Source organism: Streptomyces sp. JH34 (genome assembly GCF_029428875.1).
Taxonomy (GTDB): domain Bacteria; phylum Actinomycetota; class Actinomycetes; order Streptomycetales; family Streptomycetaceae; genus Streptomyces.
In genome coordinates this window covers 1613237-1628650 of sequence record NZ_JAJSOO010000001.1, presented here as the reverse complement: position 1 = coordinate 1628650, position 15414 = coordinate 1613237, and the positions used below count along the sequence as shown (strand labels likewise).

Here is a 15414-nt window from a genome sequence, read left to right as displayed (position 1 = left end):
CTGACACCGCACACCCTCCCGGCTCGTGCTGCCGTTCACCAGTGCCTGATCCGGCGATCGCGGCTCCCGCCGGAGACCTCCCGCGGCGGGCGCCGTACCGTCGCGGTGGGCTCCGGGGATCCCGCCGTCACCTCCGCCAGAACAAGTGGTGCGTCACGCCGCTCGGGCTGGGCACGACCTCCAGGTGGAACCTGTCGAGCAGCTCGTCGGGCGCGTCCCAGAGACGGAGACCGGAGCCGAGCGTGATCGGCGACACCGCCACGTGGAGGGTGTCGACGAGACCGGCGTCGAGGAACTGCCGGATCGTCGTCACCCCGCCGCCGAGCCGCACGTCCTTGCCCCGCGCGGCCTCCCGTGCCTGCGCGAGGACCGCGGCCGGGTCGTCGTCGACGAAGTGGAACGTGGTGTCGGAGAGCGTGAACGACGGGCGCACGTGATGGGTCATCACGAAGACCGGAGTGCGGAACGGAGGCTCGTCGCCCCACCAGCCCTGCCACTCGTGGTCGGTCCAGGGGCCACGCTGGGGGCCGAACTTGTTGCGGCCCATGATCTCGGCACCGATGTTGCGCGCGAAGTCCCGGGTGAAGTAGTCGTCGAGGCCGCGGCTTCCGCCGGGATCGGTGCGCCCGGGCCAGCTCGCCGTGGCGCCGGCCCACGCGACCAGCCGCTGGGGATCGACATGGCCGCCGAAGGGGTGCTCGAGGCTCTGGTCCTCACCGGCGGCGATGCCGTCACTCGAGATGCAGAAGTTCTGGACTCTCAGCAACTGGGTCATGCGTTTCTCCTGTGTCGTCGGTAACGCCGTTGAGACTCCCCGGACGGGAAGAACTCATCGTCGCGCCCGTGGCGGTCGCTGTCGCGGAACCGGACCGGTACATCACGCGACCGCGTCCACCGGGGCGCCGGCCGGAAGCCCCTGGGGTGACGCCCCCGGCGTGTGCTGGGTACGGGCCGCGCCGTCGTGCGCTTTGATCGTGAAGGGAAGCGTCGCGCGGTGCGCGCCGGCCAGGCAACAGACCGTCATCGGAGCGCTCGGCATGACTGAGGAAGAGTCCGGCACCCCACATTGGCTGTTCGGCGATCAGCTGGGCCCCCATTTCGTCGACCCCGCGCGGGGAGGCCCCCACCGGGACGCCCCGCTGCTGATGATCGAGGCCCGCAGTGTCTTCCGGCGACGGCGGTTCCACCGCGCCAAGGCCCATCTGGTCCTCTCCGCGATGCGCCACAGAGCCGCCGAGCTGGGTGACCGTGTGCGGTACGTCAAGGCCGACACCTACCGCCAGGGTCTGCGCGAGACGGTGGGGGACGGAAAGGTGACCGTGCACCACCCCACCTCCCACGCGGCCCACGCCTTCGTACGCTCCCTGCCCTCGGTGCGCGTCCTGCCGGCGCGCGGGTTCCTGGTGACGCACGACGAGTTCCGCACATGGGCGGACGACCGCGGCACGAAGCACCTCCGGCAGGAGGACTTCTACCGATGGGTCCGCGGGACCCACGACCTGCTGATGGAGGGCGACCAGCCGGTCGGGGGCCGGTGGAACCTCGACCACGACAACCGGCAGCCCCCGCCACGCGGATCCACCGACCTGGGCGTTCCGGCACCGTACCGCCCCCGGGAGAGCGAGATCGACGACGAGGTGCGCTCCGACCTCGACCGGTGGTCGCGCGACGGGGACGTCGAGTTCGTCGGCGAGGACGCGCCGCGCAGGTTCCCCGCCACCCGCCGGGAGGCACTCGCCGCGCTGCGCCGCTTCGTGGAGCACAGGCTCGCCACGTTCGGCGCGTACGAGGACGCGATGCTCGCCGGGGACACGACGATGAGCCACAGCCTGCTGTCCTCGTCGCTCAACCTCGGCCTGCTGGATCCCACGGAATGCGTCGAGCGGGCCGAGGCACGGTGGCGGTCGGGCGACGTGCCGCTCAACAGTGCCGAGGGGTTCGTGCGCCAGATCGCCGGATGGCGCGAGTTCGTCTGGCACGTGTACTGGTACTTCGGAACGCGCTACCGGGAGGGCAACGCCCTGCGCCACCACGCTCCGCTGCCCGACTGGTTCACGGAGCTGTCCTCGGACGCGACCGGTGCGAACTGCCTCTCCCACGTCCTCGACCAGGTCAGAACGACCGGCTGGACCCACCACATCCCACGCCTGATGGTCCTGGGCAGCTTCGCCCTGCAGCGCGGATGGGATCCCCGTGCCGTCACCGACTGGTTCCACCGCAGCTTCGTCGACGGCTACGACTGGGTGATGGTCCCCAACGTGGTGGGCATGTCGCAGTACGCCGACGGGGGCCGCATGACGACCAAGCCCTACACCTCCGGCGGCGCCTACATCGACCGCATGAGCGACCTCTGCGGCTCCTGCCGCTACAAGCCGTCCGTACGGGTCGGCGAGGACGCGTGCCCCTTCACCGCCGGGTACTGGAACCTCCTGCACCGGCATCGTGACCGCTTCGAGCACAACGCGCGGATGACCCGGGCCGTGCGCGGCCTGGACAGGCTCACCGACCTCGACGAACTGCTGGAGCAGGAGCGCCGCCGCCGGGACTGAGATCCTTGGGCAGGAGGCGTCGTGCGCTGCCCAGGTCGCGGCGCGCGGAAAGGACGGGCACATGGATCAGCCGGCGGCAGAACCCCCCTCGGGGGAACCCGGGCAGCAAGCACTCTTCGGGTGGTCGGACACGACGCCGGCCGAGGCCCCGCACGGGACCTTCCGGGACAGTCCGCAGGCCCGTCGGCTGCTCGACGTGCGCGAGGTCTACGCGGAGCCCGCCGCCCTCGACTCACCGCGCGGCAGACAGATCATGGACCGTCTGCCCGAAGTGCGCGTGACCGAGATCGCCAACCACTGGGGCATCCCCTCCCTCCACGGCAACGACGGCAACATCGCCCGCTGGGTCCGGATCAAGAACGGGACGCTGGTCCTCGGCGTCAAGCACACACTCCGGACACGCCCCAACGGCAGATCGGCCGACTTCATCGCCCCCGGCCCCTCCAACGGGTGCGCGATGGCCTGCGCCTACTGCTACGTCCCGCGCCGCAAGGGCTACGCGAACCCCATCACGCTGTTCACCAACATCGAGGCGATCGTGGCCCACGTCCGCCGCCACGTACGGGCGCAGGGCCCCAAACCGGAGCCCAACCAGTGCGACCCCCGGTCATGGGTCTACGACATCGGCGAGAACGGCGACTGCTCCGTCGACGCCCTCGTCTGCGACAACACCGCGGATCTCGTCGCCGCGTTCCGCGGACTGCCCACAGCGAAGGCGTCCTTCGCGACCAAGTTCGTCAACCCCGACCTGCTCGCACTCGACCCGCAGGGGCGCACCCGGGTGCGCTTCTCCCTCATGCCGCCCGACGACGCCCGGCTGCTGGACATCCGCACCAGCCCGGTCCCGGAGCGCATCGCGGCGGCGGCCGACTTCCTCGACGCCGGCTACGAGGTCCACTTCAACCTCTCGCCGGTCGTACTGCGCCCGGGCTGGCAGCGGGACTGGGCCGACCTGTTCACCCACCTCGACGACGTGCTGCCCGCCCGGGTGAAGGAGCAGGCGGCCGCCGAGATCATCATGCTGACCCACAACCAGGCGCTCCACGAGGTCAACCTCGGCTGGCACCCCCGGGCCGAGGAGGTGCTGTGGCAGCCGGCCGCCCAGGAGACCAAGCGCTCGGAGAACGGGGCCCTCAACGTCCGCTACGCCCGCGAGATCAAGCAGCGTTCCCTGACGCGCATGCGGGAGCTGCTTGCAGCGCACGCGCCGTGGCTGCGCGTCAGATACGCCTTCTGACGCTCGCCGCGCGGACGGCACGCGGCGGTGGCGGCGCGAGGGCCCTTCACGCGCCGGTCCGAACGTGTGTCTGCTGTCTAGGCTCGCCCCATGCTGAGACTCGGAATCCCCGTCATCGGGGCCACGGACGTCCCCCGTGCGGTGGCCTTCTGGACCGCCGCCCTGAATCTGGTCGCCACCGAGGAGCGGGAGAGCGAGACCTGGCGGACGCTGGAACACGCCGATGGTTCCGGCCGCGCCCTCGGCCTGATCCACAGCACGTCGGCGGCCGAGCCCCGCCCCCGTGTCCACCTGGACCTCTTCGCGCAGACACGGGACGAACAGCGATCTGAGATCACGCGGTTGCTCGGACTCGGCGCCCGGACCGTCGACTGGGACCTCTATCCGCCGGATCCCGACTTCGTCGTCCTCGCCGACCCCGACGGGAACATCTTCTGCGTGGTGGACCTGAGCCACGTGCCCAGCGAGGGGTGACCGGCCGGGGCGTCAGCCCTGGCGCAGGGTGCGGCCGAGGAGGGGGAGCAGACGGTCCCAGTGCCGCTGAAGCGCGGAGGCGCTGAAGGCGTCGGTGTCGGACATGGTGAAGCCGTGGACCGTGCCGGCATAGATCTCCGACGTGTGGTCGAGCTCCGCGGCGTCCAGCGCCTTGTTCAGCTCGCCGAGGGCCTCCGGCGTCAGATCGCTCTCGGCATGGCCGAGGTGGACCTGCGCGGTGATGGGCGAGAGGAGGCCGTGCAGGCCGTCCGGTCCGTCACCGACCACGGGACTGTGGAACCCGGCGACGGCGGCCACCCGGCCGGGGTGCGCCGAGGCGGTGCGCATCGCCAGCAGCCCGCCGACGCAGTAGCCGGTCACCGCGACCGGGCCGGGAGCGACCTCGGGCTGCGCGGCGAGGAAGCGGAGGCAGGCGTCGGCGTCGTTCAGGACGCGGTCGGTGGTGTGTGCCTCTATCAGGGGCATCAGCTCGGCGAAGATCTCACGCCTGGCGTCCTCCCCGATGTGCTCGGGTAGGGCGACCACGGGCGCCGGGCCGTTCCGGTGCAGGAAGTTGGGGACGAGCACGTGGTACCCGTGCCCCGCCAGTTCGAGGGCCATCTCCCGCAGTACGGGACGGATACCGAAGCCGTCCGGGTACATCAGCACCCCCGGGTGCCGCTCTCCGTCGTCGGGGAAGGCGGCGAAGCCGTCGGCCACGCCGTCCTCGGTGGGGATCCGCAGGTTCCTGAGGGGCAAGAGTTTCCTTCCCGGAGTCCACCCGACGGCGTCGGGCGCACCGACGTCCTCGGCGCGAGCGAACGTACATCGCCGGTCCGGCCGGCGCAACGGACCGAAGGGGGGCCGTGTCCGGGGCCGTGGCGGGGGCGTGTCCGACCGCGGTACGCGCAGGGCCTGCGGGGAAAACCGGTACCGCGGCGGTGCGGGGAGGGGGAGACTCGCCTCATGCCAGACATGGGGTCCTTCCGGGAAGCGGTCACCGCATGGGCGGCCGGTGGCCCCGGTGAACCGGCGCGGGAGCTGGCCCTGAGCCTGCCCGTCCGGGCCGTCGTCCTGCTCGAAGGGCCGAGCGACGTCGCGGCGGTGGACGCGCTGGCCGCCGGCCGCGGCCGGGACCTGGCGGCCGAGGGAGTCTGCGTCCTGTCGATGGGCGGCGCGATGAGCGTCGGGCGCTTCGCCCGACTCCTGGGTCCGACCGGTCTGGGCCTCCGCCTCACGGGCCTGTGCGACGAGGCGGAGCGTGGCTACTACACCCGCGGCCTGGAGCGCGCCGGCGCGGCACAGCAGACGTTCTTCGTCTGTGCGGCGGATCTGGAGGACGAACTGATCCGCGCGCTGGGAGTGACGCGGGTGGAGGAGCTCGTCCGGGTGGAGGGTGACATGCGTGCCCTGCGGACCTTCGTGAACCAGCCCGCGCAGCGTGACCGCAGCGCGCAGCAACAGCTGCGGCGCTTCCTCGGCACGAAGAAGGGCCGCAAGATCCACTACGGCCGCGTCCTCGTGGAGGCCCTCGATCCGGCCCGCGTTCCCGCCCCGCTCCACGGACTGCTCGCCGGCCTCTGACAGCCCTGCGGTCCTCCGTATCCTGCCGGCGCGTGGCTCGCACGGGCAGTCCCGCCGCTCCCGCGCCCCGTGGGGACCGCACCGCTCGGGGGTGGACGCGCACGGTCCTCGACCACGGCGGCCTCACCGGCCCGCCGGCCGCCTCCTCGACCGAAGTGTCGGGAAGCGACCGGCAGTGACCGACAGTGGCCGTTATCGATCGGATGCTACGGGCCCCCGCACCGGCGGCGAGCCCCCTCCTACCCGATGGTCACCGTCCGCGCCCACGCGGGCGGTCCGTCGGGTACGTACTCGGGGTTCGACTCGTCGTACGACGAGCGTCCGTGGTGCCGGCCGAACAGGCCGATCACCGTCCGGCACGGGGGCCGCCGGGACGGCCACGGGGTCTGGCCGTCCGTCAGCATCACCAGGACGTCCGGACGCGGACGGGACTCCAGTGCACGCGCGAACCCCGCACGCAGGTCCGTCCCCCCGCCGCCCAGCAGTTCGACGCCCTCCGCACCGCCGCACAGGGGCCGGACGCGGTCCGCCGCCGCGTCGCACGGGAGTACGCCGACGAGGTCACGGCGGCCGCCCACGGCCCGCGAGATCGCAGCCACCTCCAGCAGCGCGCTGCCCAGTTCGGCGTCACTGACCGAGCCGGAGGTGTCGATCACCACGACGACCCGCGTCGGCCTGCGCCGCAGGCTCGGCAGGACCGCGCCGGGGACCGCAGCCGACCGGCGTGCCGGTCTGCCGTAGACGTAGTCGTCGCCCGAGCCCGGCGCGGACGCGGCCGCCCGCACGGCCGCTCCCAGCAGCTGCCGCCAGGGCTGGGGTGGATGGAAGGCCTCATCGGCCCATCGCCGCCAGCCGGCCGGCGCGTTCCCCGGACTCCCGGTGATGCCCCGCGCCACCCGGAACCGCACCGCGTCCCGTTCCTGCGCACTGAGCCCGTCCGCGCCCTCCGGCCCCAGATCCCATGGCCGCGGGAGACCGTCCGCGCCGCTCCCGCACTCCAGCCACGCCAGGTGGGCGGTGTGCGGCCCCAGGCGGAACTGGCGGAGGTAGTCCTCCATCAGCTCCCCGTCCCTCAGCCCCAGGGACGCCGGACGGACGGCACCCTCGGGCGCCACCAGGCCCTCGCCGAAGACGTCGTCGTTGATCTCGCAGTCGGCCGCGATGTTCATCCGCAGCCGCTCCGCCGGTCCGGACAGGCCGTGCCGGTGCGCGTAGCGGTCGCCGCGCCCGTGGTGGTCGCGCAGCAGGTGCGACACCTCGTGCACCCACACGCCGGCCAGCTCCTCGACGGATGTGCGGTCCACGAAGGCCGGAGACACGTAACACCGCCAGTACGGGTCGACGGCCATCGTCGGCACGTGACGGGACTCCACCGGGTGCAGGGCGAACAGCGCCGTGGCCAGATAGGGCCGCGCGCGTACCGCCTGGAGACGGGCGGCGAAGAGCTTCCCGGTGTCGAGCGTGTCCGCGCGAACGCCGCGTGGGAGCACGGACCGTGGCGCGGCCGGCCGGCCGGGGGGGTGCGCGCTCATCGGTCCCCCCGCGTCACCGGGAGCGCACGGACCTTCGCCCGGTCCGCACGCTGCGAGACGGACACCACTCCGGCGAGACCCTCGATCGACACCGGCACCTCCCAGTCGTCGCGGCGCAGCGTGGCGAGTGTCGTCGCCGGGACCACCAGCAGATCCGGAGCACCGGTCTCCGCCGCCCTCGCCAACAGGGCCCAGGCGGCGTCCCAGCGGTCCCGCCCGGGGCGCGAACGGACCGCGGCGACCACCGCGTCCAGTGCCGCCTGGCGCAGATCACCGCGCTCCGGCAGTTCCGCACCCCCGGGGTCCGCCAGCAGGTCCTCCGGGTCCGGCAGGTCCATCCTGTCCAGGTAGGCCAGGAACTCCAGCCCGGGGCCGTCGCCCACCGTTCCCCTGACCAGCATCGACAGGACGTCGCGGGACGAGCCGGCCGCGGTCGCGAACGCGGTCAGGCACAGTGCCATGTCCCAGCTGCGCGGTGACGGCCACGCCCCGCCCCGCAGCGCCTCGCCGGAGGGCAGCCGGTGAACCAGCGCGGGCCGTGCGCCCAGCAGACCGCACACCGCTCGACGCGCGAACGCCACGGCGTCGGGCAGCTGTTCGGCGTCGAGTGTCGGCAGCACGGCCCGGGGCCAGACACCGCCCAGGCCCTGTACGACCACGTCGGCGTCGTGCACCCACCGCAGGTGGACGAACCGGTTGGCGAGCGGCGGACTCAGCTCCCAGCCGTCGGCCGCGGAGGACCGGGGATTGGCGGCGGCCACGATCCGGACACCGGGCGGCAGACGCAGTGCACCGACCCGGCGCTCCAGGACGAGGCGCAGGAGCGCCGCCTGCACGGCGGGCGGGGCGGTGGACAGCTCGTCGAGGAACAGCAGCCCGCGGCCCGCCCGCACCAGCCTGACCGCCCAGTCCGGCGGAGCCATCGGGATGCCGTTGCCCGCCGGGTCGTCCCCGATGACGGGAAGACCGGAGAAGTCCGACGGTTCGTGCACGCTGGCGATCACCGTGGTCAGCGGCAGGTCCAGGGTGGTGGCGAGCTGGGTGAGCGCCGCCGTCTTGCCGATGCCGGGTTCACCCCACAGCAGCACCGGCAGGTCGGCCGAGACGGCCAGGGTCAGCGCCTCCAGTTGCGGATCGGGACGTGGAGCGGTGGTCGTGTCACGGAGCAGGGCCAGCAACGCGCCGGAGACATCGAGCCGGGAACCACGTGGGGAGGGAGCCGGAGTGTCCGGGGTACCGGTGGACAGGGGTGCGGAGAGCGGGGCATATATGGACATGAGACATCACCTGAGGGTTCGTCGAAGGCCGCGCCCCGGGGTGAGGGGCGCGCGGAAGGCGGGAAGGACGGCACCGGGGTGCCGGACGGCGAGCGGCGGATCAGCGCTCGGGGCGGTCAGCGGTAGGCGGCGTTCCGTGGCCGGGTGCGGTGGACGCCGACGCGGAACCGTTCCCGTCCGGTCACGGGCTCCCTGGGCCCGGGATCGGCCAGACCGGCCCTGAACAGGCCGTGCCGTACCCGCTGCCGGGCCGCGTCGGTGAGCAGGTCGCGCAGGTCCCCGTCCCTCAGCAGCGCCTCGGCGCCGAGCAGCCTCTCGATCCCGGCCAGCGCCCCCGCCGGGTCCCCGTGGGCCAGCCGGTCACGGACGTCGTCCAGGCAGTCAGGCCGGCGGTGCGCCGCGTCGATGACCTGGAGGCAGGGGAGGGGAGTGCCGGTGAGCGCGGCGAGCAGTTCCTCCCGCCGGATCTCGTCGGGATCGTGGTCCAGGGGCACCAGTACCCCGTCGACCAGCCCGATCCGGTGCCGGGCGCCCCGGCAGTCCACCTCGCGCGGCGGCCCGTGGTCGTCCACGCGGGAGGAGCCGGACACCGGTGTTCCCGGAGCCAGGGCGGCCGCGACCAGCGGGTGCAGCCGTTCCGGGGCGACAAGACCCGAGCGCAGCAGCGCCAGGTCGGGCAGCACCCACGTCGCGGCGTCGGGGAGGACCGGGAGCCCGGCGGAGGCGCCCGCCCGCACGAACCGGGCGGACCGCACCCCGGGCGTACCGGCACCCTCGCGCGACGGGCCGGGGGAGAGCCGTACGTCCAGCAGCAGCCGGTGCCGTCCGCCGAGGCGCACGGCGACCTCGCCCCCATCCGCACGCCCCTCCGCGGCCAGGAGCAGGGCCGCCTCCTCGGCCCACCGGCCGAGCGCGAACCGCTGCGGCCCGGGCACCCGGGAGGCCCAGAGGGGTACCGGACCGTCGTCGGGCCCTGGCCCGTCCGCCCCGGCGCGCGGGCGCAGTTCGTGACTGCGGCTCGCGTCCCAGAGGTGCCGGTGCAGGTCCAGGCGGAACCGCCGGTCGGGAGGCCGGTAGCCGCGCGGCCCGTGGGCGCGTCCGTGCGGGGCGGGGCCGTCCCACACCGTGAGGCTGATCCGCTGCCCGGCCCCCGCCCACGCGGGTGCGGTACGCACCACGAGACGCACGGGACGGGGAGCCCCCGGCTCGTGGTACCGGGCGAGTGTGACGGTCGTACCGGTGCGCAGCAATCCGTCCGGTGCGGTCCTGGGCATGTGCCACCGCAACAGGTCGGGCGCCAGCCGGCGCAGGTCCGCCCGGAGCCGGGCGGCCAGGCCGCTGCCATGGACACGTGTGACGGTACGAAGGTCGAGATCGACGTCGAATCCGGCGGCGGCGCACGCCCCCGCCCAGTCGCCGGCGGTGCGCCGGGCCGTCGCGGTCTCGACCATGGAGGGCGGCACGGCGATCTCGCGCACGCGCGGCCAGAAGGAGGGGCGGGTGTCCTCGAACGCGGTTCCGGTGAGCATCAGCACTCACCTTGCGCGGTCAGGACCCCCAATCCACGGGCATGTCGGTTAGTCATCGGCGGAGCGTAGCCCGGACGGGCGCGAAGGGCCACGCCTTTTTCACCGACGGACGGACGCACGGCCGGACGGAGTGTCGGACAGGGGGCCGGGCGGACAGGAGTACAGCCAGGCGGACGGCCGCGGGCCGGGGCCGTCACTCGAAGAACTTGAGGCTCCAGCCGGTGCTGGTGTTGGAGCCGGGGACGTTGGCCCTGCTGTAGGTGATGTCGCCCCACCAGGCGAACGTACCCGTGTACCAGTACCGGTTCGCCCACGAGTACGGAGTCCCCTTCGCCACCGCGTGGAACATGAGAGGGAACCGCGGGCCGGCCGGCGGACTCGTGCCGATGTCGCCGTCCAGCAGGACGAAGCTGTGGTGGCCGGGTCCGTCCACGTACAGGGTGGGGTCCCAGCCGGGCATCATCGTCGCGCGGGCGGAGCCGAAGAGGCAGCCGTTCGACTTGTACCAGTCCCATACGTAGGTGGGGTCGCCCCCGGCCCTGAGGCGCAGGTCGGCCAGGCAGTACCGGTCGCTCCAACTGCCGTTGGCGGAGTACACGATGTGCAGCTGACCGTTCGGGTCCTTGATCGCCTCGGGCGCCTCGTTGATGAAGGGGTTGCCCACCACCCTTTCCCAGCTCTCCCGCGGCTGCGAGATGACGTACCGTGCTCCGGTCGGTGCCTTCGGGCTGCTCATCCGGCTGATGTAGAGGTTCTGTTCGACGTTCGTGTCGTCCGCCCAGCCGGACCAGACGAACCAGCGCTGCCCGTTGAAGGTGAACAGCGTGCCGTCGATGGCCCACTTGTCGTCGGCCAGCGCGAGCTTCGTCTCCCCGGTGTATCCGCTGTCGGGTGCGGCCGAGTCGATGACGTACATCCGGTGGGCCGCGCCTCGCCCCGCCGAGAAGTAGATGTAGTAGCGGCCGCCGTCCCGCACGATCTCCGGAGCCCAGACCTCGCCGAGGTCGCGGGTGTCCGACCAGACCTGCCGGGCCGGTGCCGAGGCGAGGGCCGCCGTCGAGGAAGCCTGCCGCACGGCGATGCCGCCGCCGGTCGACTGCACCGAGATGTACGTGCCGCCGACGCGCAGGACGCTGGGGTCCGCGGCCCGCAGGCCGGTCCGGTCGGCCCGCGCGGATCCGGCGGAGGCGAGGCACATCGCGGCGGCGAGCAGGACGGAGAGAGCGAACGCGGCGATACCGGAAAGGTGACGAGGAAGCTTCATCATCCCGCTCCATGGTCGGCCTCCGCGCCGCGACGCGGCAACCGGGGGAGCGGTCGCCGGCACGCGGACGGGGACTGGTCAGGACCACGTCGGAGAGGACACGAGGGATGACGGGCCGTCATGTCCCCCGCCTCCGCACCGACATGTACATCGATGAAAAGAGCGCTCTCACAGCATCACGAGTGGGTCTGCTCATGTCAATAACGAGGTGCCGTCGAGGACGGCCTGACCGCGTGGGCCCCGCGAAGGGCGCCCCGCTCAGGCCAGGAAGCCACGGACCACGGAGCCGGCCGGGTCCCGGTGCTCCTCGAAGTAGGCGTGGAGGATCCGCGTGGGTGCGGACACGGCGGGGAGGGCGTCGCACGCGTCGCGCCCGTCACTGGCGCGCAGGCGGCCGCGCCGGGCGTGCGGATGCGTCCGCGGGTCGCCCAGGGTCCGGTGTCCGTGTCCCGCGCGGCAGCGTCACGCGGTGTCGGTTCTCCGGGCCTCATGTGAACGCACATGATGGGACTCCCGCCCGGTTGACCGACCCCCGGAGGACGAACACATGGCCGAGGAAGCAGCGCCCGCCGGCGAGCTGCCGTTGTCCGGCATCACCGTCGTGAGCATCGAACAAGCGGTGGCCGCCCCCTTCGCCACCCGCCAGCTCGCCGATCTCGGAGCACGGGTGATCAAGGTGGAGCGCCCGGACGGCGGCGACTTCGCCCGCCGGTACGACACCACGGTGCACGGCCAGTCCAGCTACTTCGTGTGGCTGAACCGCTCCAAGGAATCCGTGACCCTGGACCTCAAAGCGGAACAGGGACGGAAGGTACTGGAGGAACTCCTCTCGGGGGCCGACGTGTTCGTGCAGAATCTCGCGCCAGGTGCGGCCGCGCGCATGGGCCTGGCCGCGGACGACCTGGCGGAGCGGTTCCCGACGCTGATCCCGTGCTCGGTCACCGGCTACGGATCGAGCGGGCCCTGGGCGGACCGAAAGGCGTACGACCTGCTGGTGCAGTGCCAGACAGGCCTGGTCTCCCTCACCGGTAGCGCCCGTGAGGCCGCCCGGGCCGGGGTGTCGGTCGCCGACATCGCCGCGGGCATGTACGCCTACAGCGGCATCCTCACCGCGCTGTTCACGCGTGCCACCCGCGGCTCCGTGCGCGCCGTGGAGGTCTCGCTGTTCGAGGCGCTCGCCGAGTGGATGGGGCAGCCCGCCTACTACACGGCGTACAGCGGTGCGCAGCCGCCGAGGGTCGGCACCCGGCACGCCACCATCGCCCCGTACGGCACCTACACCGCGGCCGACGGCAAGGACGTACTGCTCTCCGTGCAGAACGAACGCGAATGGGCCTCCCTCTGCGAGCGGTTCCTCGGCGACCCCGGCCTCACCGACGACCCCCGCTTCGCCACCGGCTCCGCCCGCGTGAGCCACCGCGAGGAGGTCGACGCACTCCTGGCCGGTCGTGTCGCGGCGTCGGGCAGCGGTGAGGTGATGGAGCTTCTCGACGCCATCGGCATCGCCAACGCCCCCGTGAACGACGTGAAGCAGTTCCTGGAGCATCCCGTACTGGCCGGCCGGGACCGCTGGCGGGAGGTGGCCGTACCCGGCGGAGAGACGGTGAGGGCGCTGCTGCCGCCCGTCGACCTGGCGGGCACCACCCCACGCATGGACGCCGTACCCGCGGCCGGCGAGCACACCCGGCCCATCCTGGCGGAACTCGGATACACGCCCGGGCGGATCGCGGAACTGCGGGCCCAGGGCGTCATCTGACCACCGGTCGGCGAGCAGGGGAGGCCGCCCACACGGGCCTCCCCGGCGTCCTGTCCGAGGAGCTGGCCTCCAAGTCCCCTGTACCTCTGGGGTGTTGTGGCTCCGGCTCGGTGGCCGAGTCATGGATCCAGGCCTGTCATGAACCTTGTCAGTTCGGTGGCGGGCCCTCTATTGTCACGGGCAGAAAGCGCTTTCCCTTCCTGGGTCCGGACCGGTGGAAGCGTCCCTCGCGACGGCCGTCGTGAAGGACGCGCGTGAGCCGCCACCTGCTCGGCCCGGGGCCTCAAGAGGAAGCCGGCCCGCCGGCGGACGACGGTGTACCCCACCTGTCCGCACCGGGCCCGGCCGCCTCGCTCGTCCCGGGACCGGCGGAGACCGCCGCCCCGACCGCTCGAGAAACATGCACCACCTGCCGACGGGTGCTGCCCGGCGCAAAGCCTCAGCCCCGCCGGTTCGCCGTTGCGACCGCGGCATGGAGCAGCAACACAGCATGTGAACACGAATGGGGACACCAACATGAGACGACCAGTCGCGCTGCGACTCAACGCCGCCCTGGCCACGCTGGCCGTGGCGGCCGCGACCGGCGTGGTGCTGTCGATGCCCGAGGCGGCGTCGGCGGCGGCGACCGGGAGTGCCACCGGATACGCGACCCAGAACGGCGGGACCACCGGCGGTGCCGGCGGGACGACCGTGCGGGCCACCACGGGTACCGCGATCCACACGGCCCTGTGCAACCGGGCCACCAGCAGCACCCCGATCACCATCCAGGTCGAGGGCACGATCAACCACGGCAACACCGCCAAGGTGTCAGGGAACAGCTGCAACACCGCCGCCGGTGTGATCGAGCTCAAGCAGATCAGCAACGTCACGCTCGTCGGCGTCGGCAGCGGTGCCGTCTTCGACCAGCTGGGCATCCACATCCGTGAGTCCAGCAACATCATCATCCAGAACGTGACCGTCAAGAACGTCAAGAAGTCCGGCTCGCCGACGTCCAACGGCGGTGACGCCATCGGCATGGAGAGCGACGTCCGCAACGTCTGGGTCGACCACACGACCCTGGAGGCCTCGGGCGGCGAGTCGGAGGGCTACGACGGCCTCTTCGACATGAAGGACAACACCCAGTACGTCACGCTGTCCTACAGCACCCTGCGCAACTCCGGCCGTGGCGGCCTGGTCGGTTCCAGCGAGACCGAGCTCTCGAACGGCTACATCACGTACCACCACAACCTCTACGAGAACATCGACTCGCGGGCACCCCTGCTGCGTGGGGGCATCGCCCACATCTACAACAACTACTACGTGAAGCTCAACGAGTCCGGGATCAACTCCCGGGCCGGAGCAAGGGCCAAGGTCGACAACAACTACTTCAAGGACTCCAAGGACGTCCTGGGCACGTTCTACACGGACGCGGCCGGATACTGGCAGGTCAGCGGCAACACCTTCGACAACGTGACCTGGTCCGCCAAGGGCAGCGAGAACAACCCGGCCGGTCCCGACCCGAAGTCCAACACCACCGTCAGCATTCCCTACTCCTACAGCCTGGACAACGCGAGCTGCGTCCCGGCGATCGTGGGTGCGACCGCGGGCGCCAACAAGGGGCTGAAGGTGTCGGACGGCAGCTGCTCGCCGACGACACCCACTCCCACGCCGGACCCCACGGACCCGACACCGGACCCGACCGACCCCACCGAGCCCGGCGGCACCAACCTCAGCATCGGTGCCGGATCCGACGGCTCCAGCAAGGCGAGCGGATCCAGCTACGGCAATGTGCGGGACGGTGACATGAGCACCTACTGGTCCCCGGCCGGCTCGACCGGTTCCATCTCGATCAAGTGGGGGACCGCCACCTCCGTGTCGAAGGTCAACATCCGCGAGGCGTCGGGTTCCACCGGCACCATCGGATCCTGGCGGCTCGTCAACGGTGACACCGGCGCGGTCCTTACCTCCGGTACCGGCGCCGGCGCCGTCACCGTCCCCAAGACCTCGCTGAAGAAGATCACCTTCGAGATCACCGGTTCGTCCGGGACCCCGAAGGTCGCCGAGTTCGAGACGTACGCCGGGTAGCGGAACGGTCCCGGCGTACGTCCGGGACCGGAGGTCTCCCGGAAGGCACCGGGGCGGCGTCAACGCACAGGGCAGGTGCCCAGGAACCACGGGCCGCTGTCGAACGCCCGGATCGGGGGCCGTCGGACGCGACGGCCCCCGATTCCGC

Annotated in this window: 13 protein-coding genes; 6 read left to right on the top strand and 7 right to left on the bottom strand. The window is 72.1% G+C overall.

What is annotated here, in order from left to right; all coding sequences use genetic code 11:
• Nucleotides 1-127 precede the first annotated feature (127 nt).
• Nucleotides 128-775: a dihydrofolate reductase family protein gene (locus tag LWJ43_RS07180; protein ID WP_277331460.1), complete on the bottom strand. Its 648-nt coding sequence runs from the start codon at nt 773-775 to the stop codon at nt 128-130.
• Between the two features lie 102 nt (nt 776-877).
• Complete coding sequence (locus tag LWJ43_RS07175; protein WP_277331459.1) at nt 878-1039, bottom strand: hypothetical protein; 162 nt, start codon at nt 1037-1039, stop codon at nt 878-880.
• Between LWJ43_RS07175 and LWJ43_RS07170 the strand changes: the two genes are divergently transcribed.
• From LWJ43_RS07170 to LWJ43_RS07160, 3 genes are all read left to right on the top strand, one after another.
• Nucleotides 1038-2549 carry a cryptochrome/photolyase family protein gene (locus tag LWJ43_RS07170; protein WP_277331458.1) on the top strand — a complete coding sequence of 504 codons (1512 nt, stop codon included), beginning with the start codon at nt 1038-1040 and terminating at the stop codon, nt 2547-2549. The genes LWJ43_RS07175 and LWJ43_RS07170 overlap by 2 nt on opposite strands.
• A gap of 61 nt (nt 2550-2610) precedes the next feature.
• Complete coding sequence (locus LWJ43_RS07165; protein ID WP_277331457.1) at nt 2611-3786, top strand: spore photoproduct lyase family protein; 1176 nt, start codon at nt 2611-2613, stop codon at nt 3784-3786.
• Between the two features lie 90 nt (nt 3787-3876).
• Nucleotides 3877-4260 carry a VOC family protein gene (locus LWJ43_RS07160; protein ID WP_277331456.1) on the top strand — a complete coding sequence of 128 codons (384 nt, stop codon included), beginning with the start codon at nt 3877-3879 and terminating at the stop codon, nt 4258-4260.
• A 12-nt stretch (nt 4261-4272) separates the two neighbouring features.
• On the opposite strand, the gene LWJ43_RS07155 is transcribed toward LWJ43_RS07160, so the two are convergent.
• The gene (locus tag LWJ43_RS07155) at nt 4273-5019 is read right to left on the bottom strand and encodes a dienelactone hydrolase family protein (RefSeq protein WP_277331455.1); all 747 of its coding nucleotides are present in this window, start codon (nt 5017-5019) and stop codon (nt 4273-4275) included.
• Between the two features lie 207 nt (nt 5020-5226).
• Here LWJ43_RS07155 and LWJ43_RS07150 point away from each other — a divergent pair, with 207 nt between their 5' ends.
• On the top strand, nt 5227-5844 hold the full coding sequence (locus LWJ43_RS07150; protein ID WP_277331454.1) for a TOPRIM nucleotidyl transferase/hydrolase domain-containing protein: 618 nt from the start codon (nt 5227-5229) through the stop codon (nt 5842-5844).
• A 239-nt stretch (nt 5845-6083) separates the two neighbouring features.
• Here LWJ43_RS07150 and LWJ43_RS07145 read toward each other — a convergent pair whose 3' ends face one another.
• The 4 genes from LWJ43_RS07145 to LWJ43_RS07130 form a co-directional block, all read right to left on the bottom strand.
• Complete coding sequence (locus LWJ43_RS07145; protein WP_277331452.1) at nt 6084-7376, bottom strand: vWA domain-containing protein; 1293 nt, start codon at nt 7374-7376, stop codon at nt 6084-6086.
• Nucleotides 7373-8653, bottom strand: a complete 1281-nt coding sequence (locus LWJ43_RS07140; protein WP_277331451.1) for an AAA family ATPase — start codon at nt 8651-8653, stop codon at nt 7373-7375. Before LWJ43_RS07140 ends, LWJ43_RS07145 begins: the two co-directional genes overlap by 4 nt.
• 116 nt (nt 8654-8769) lie before the next feature.
• On the bottom strand, nt 8770-10182 hold the full coding sequence (locus LWJ43_RS07135) for a hypothetical protein (RefSeq protein ID WP_277331450.1): 1413 nt from the start codon (nt 10180-10182) through the stop codon (nt 8770-8772).
• 193 nt (nt 10183-10375) lie between these two features.
• Nucleotides 10376-11446: a glycoside hydrolase family 43 protein gene (locus LWJ43_RS07130; RefSeq protein ID WP_277331449.1), complete on the bottom strand. Its 1071-nt coding sequence runs from the start codon at nt 11444-11446 to the stop codon at nt 10376-10378.
• Nucleotides 11447-11993: 547 nt separating this feature from the next.
• Between LWJ43_RS07130 and LWJ43_RS07125 the strand changes: the two genes are divergently transcribed.
• Together LWJ43_RS07125 and LWJ43_RS07120 are read left to right on the top strand one after the other, a co-directional pair.
• Entirely contained in the window at nt 11994-13202 is a 1209-nt protein-coding gene (locus LWJ43_RS07125; protein ID WP_277331448.1) for a CaiB/BaiF CoA transferase family protein, read from the top strand.
• A 516-nt stretch (nt 13203-13718) separates the two neighbouring features.
• Nucleotides 13719-15266, top strand: a complete 1548-nt coding sequence (locus LWJ43_RS07120; protein WP_277331447.1) for a pectate lyase family protein — start codon at nt 13719-13721, stop codon at nt 15264-15266.
• Nucleotides 15267-15414 lie beyond the last annotated feature (148 nt).

What these genes read in the sequence shown, in the direction of transcription:
- LWJ43_RS07125 (WP_277331448.1), top strand. Translation starts at nt 11,994, where the DNA reads ATGGCCGAGGAAGCAGCGCCCGCCGGCGAGCTGCCGTTGTCCGGCATC.
- LWJ43_RS07120 (WP_277331447.1), top strand. Translation starts at nt 13,719, where the DNA reads ATGAGACGACCAGTCGCGCTGCGACTCAACGCCGCCCTGGCCACGCTG.
- LWJ43_RS07145 (WP_277331452.1), bottom strand. Translation starts at nt 7,376, where the DNA reads ATGAGCGCGCACCCCCCCGGCCGGCCGGCCGCGCCACGGTCCGTGCTC.
- LWJ43_RS07160 (WP_277331456.1), top strand. Translation starts at nt 3,877, where the DNA reads ATGCTGAGACTCGGAATCCCCGTCATCGGGGCCACGGACGTCCCCCGT.
- LWJ43_RS07165 (WP_277331457.1), top strand. Translation starts at nt 2,611, where the DNA reads ATGGATCAGCCGGCGGCAGAACCCCCCTCGGGGGAACCCGGGCAGCAA.
- LWJ43_RS07130 (WP_277331449.1), bottom strand. Translation starts at nt 11,446, where the DNA reads ATGAAGCTTCCTCGTCACCTTTCCGGTATCGCCGCGTTCGCTCTCTCC.
- LWJ43_RS07135 (WP_277331450.1), bottom strand. Translation starts at nt 10,182, where the DNA reads ATGCTCACCGGAACCGCGTTCGAGGACACCCGCCCCTCCTTCTGGCCG.
- LWJ43_RS07150 (WP_277331454.1), top strand. Translation starts at nt 5,227, where the DNA reads ATGCCAGACATGGGGTCCTTCCGGGAAGCGGTCACCGCATGGGCGGCC.
- LWJ43_RS07175 (WP_277331459.1), bottom strand. Translation starts at nt 1,039, where the DNA reads ATGCCGAGCGCTCCGATGACGGTCTGTTGCCTGGCCGGCGCGCACCGC.
- LWJ43_RS07170 (WP_277331458.1), top strand. Translation starts at nt 1,038, where the DNA reads ATGACTGAGGAAGAGTCCGGCACCCCACATTGGCTGTTCGGCGATCAG.
- LWJ43_RS07180 (WP_277331460.1), bottom strand. Translation starts at nt 775, where the DNA reads ATGACCCAGTTGCTGAGAGTCCAGAACTTCTGCATCTCGAGTGACGGC.
- LWJ43_RS07140 (WP_277331451.1), bottom strand. Translation starts at nt 8,653, where the DNA reads ATGTCCATATATGCCCCGCTCTCCGCACCCCTGTCCACCGGTACCCCG.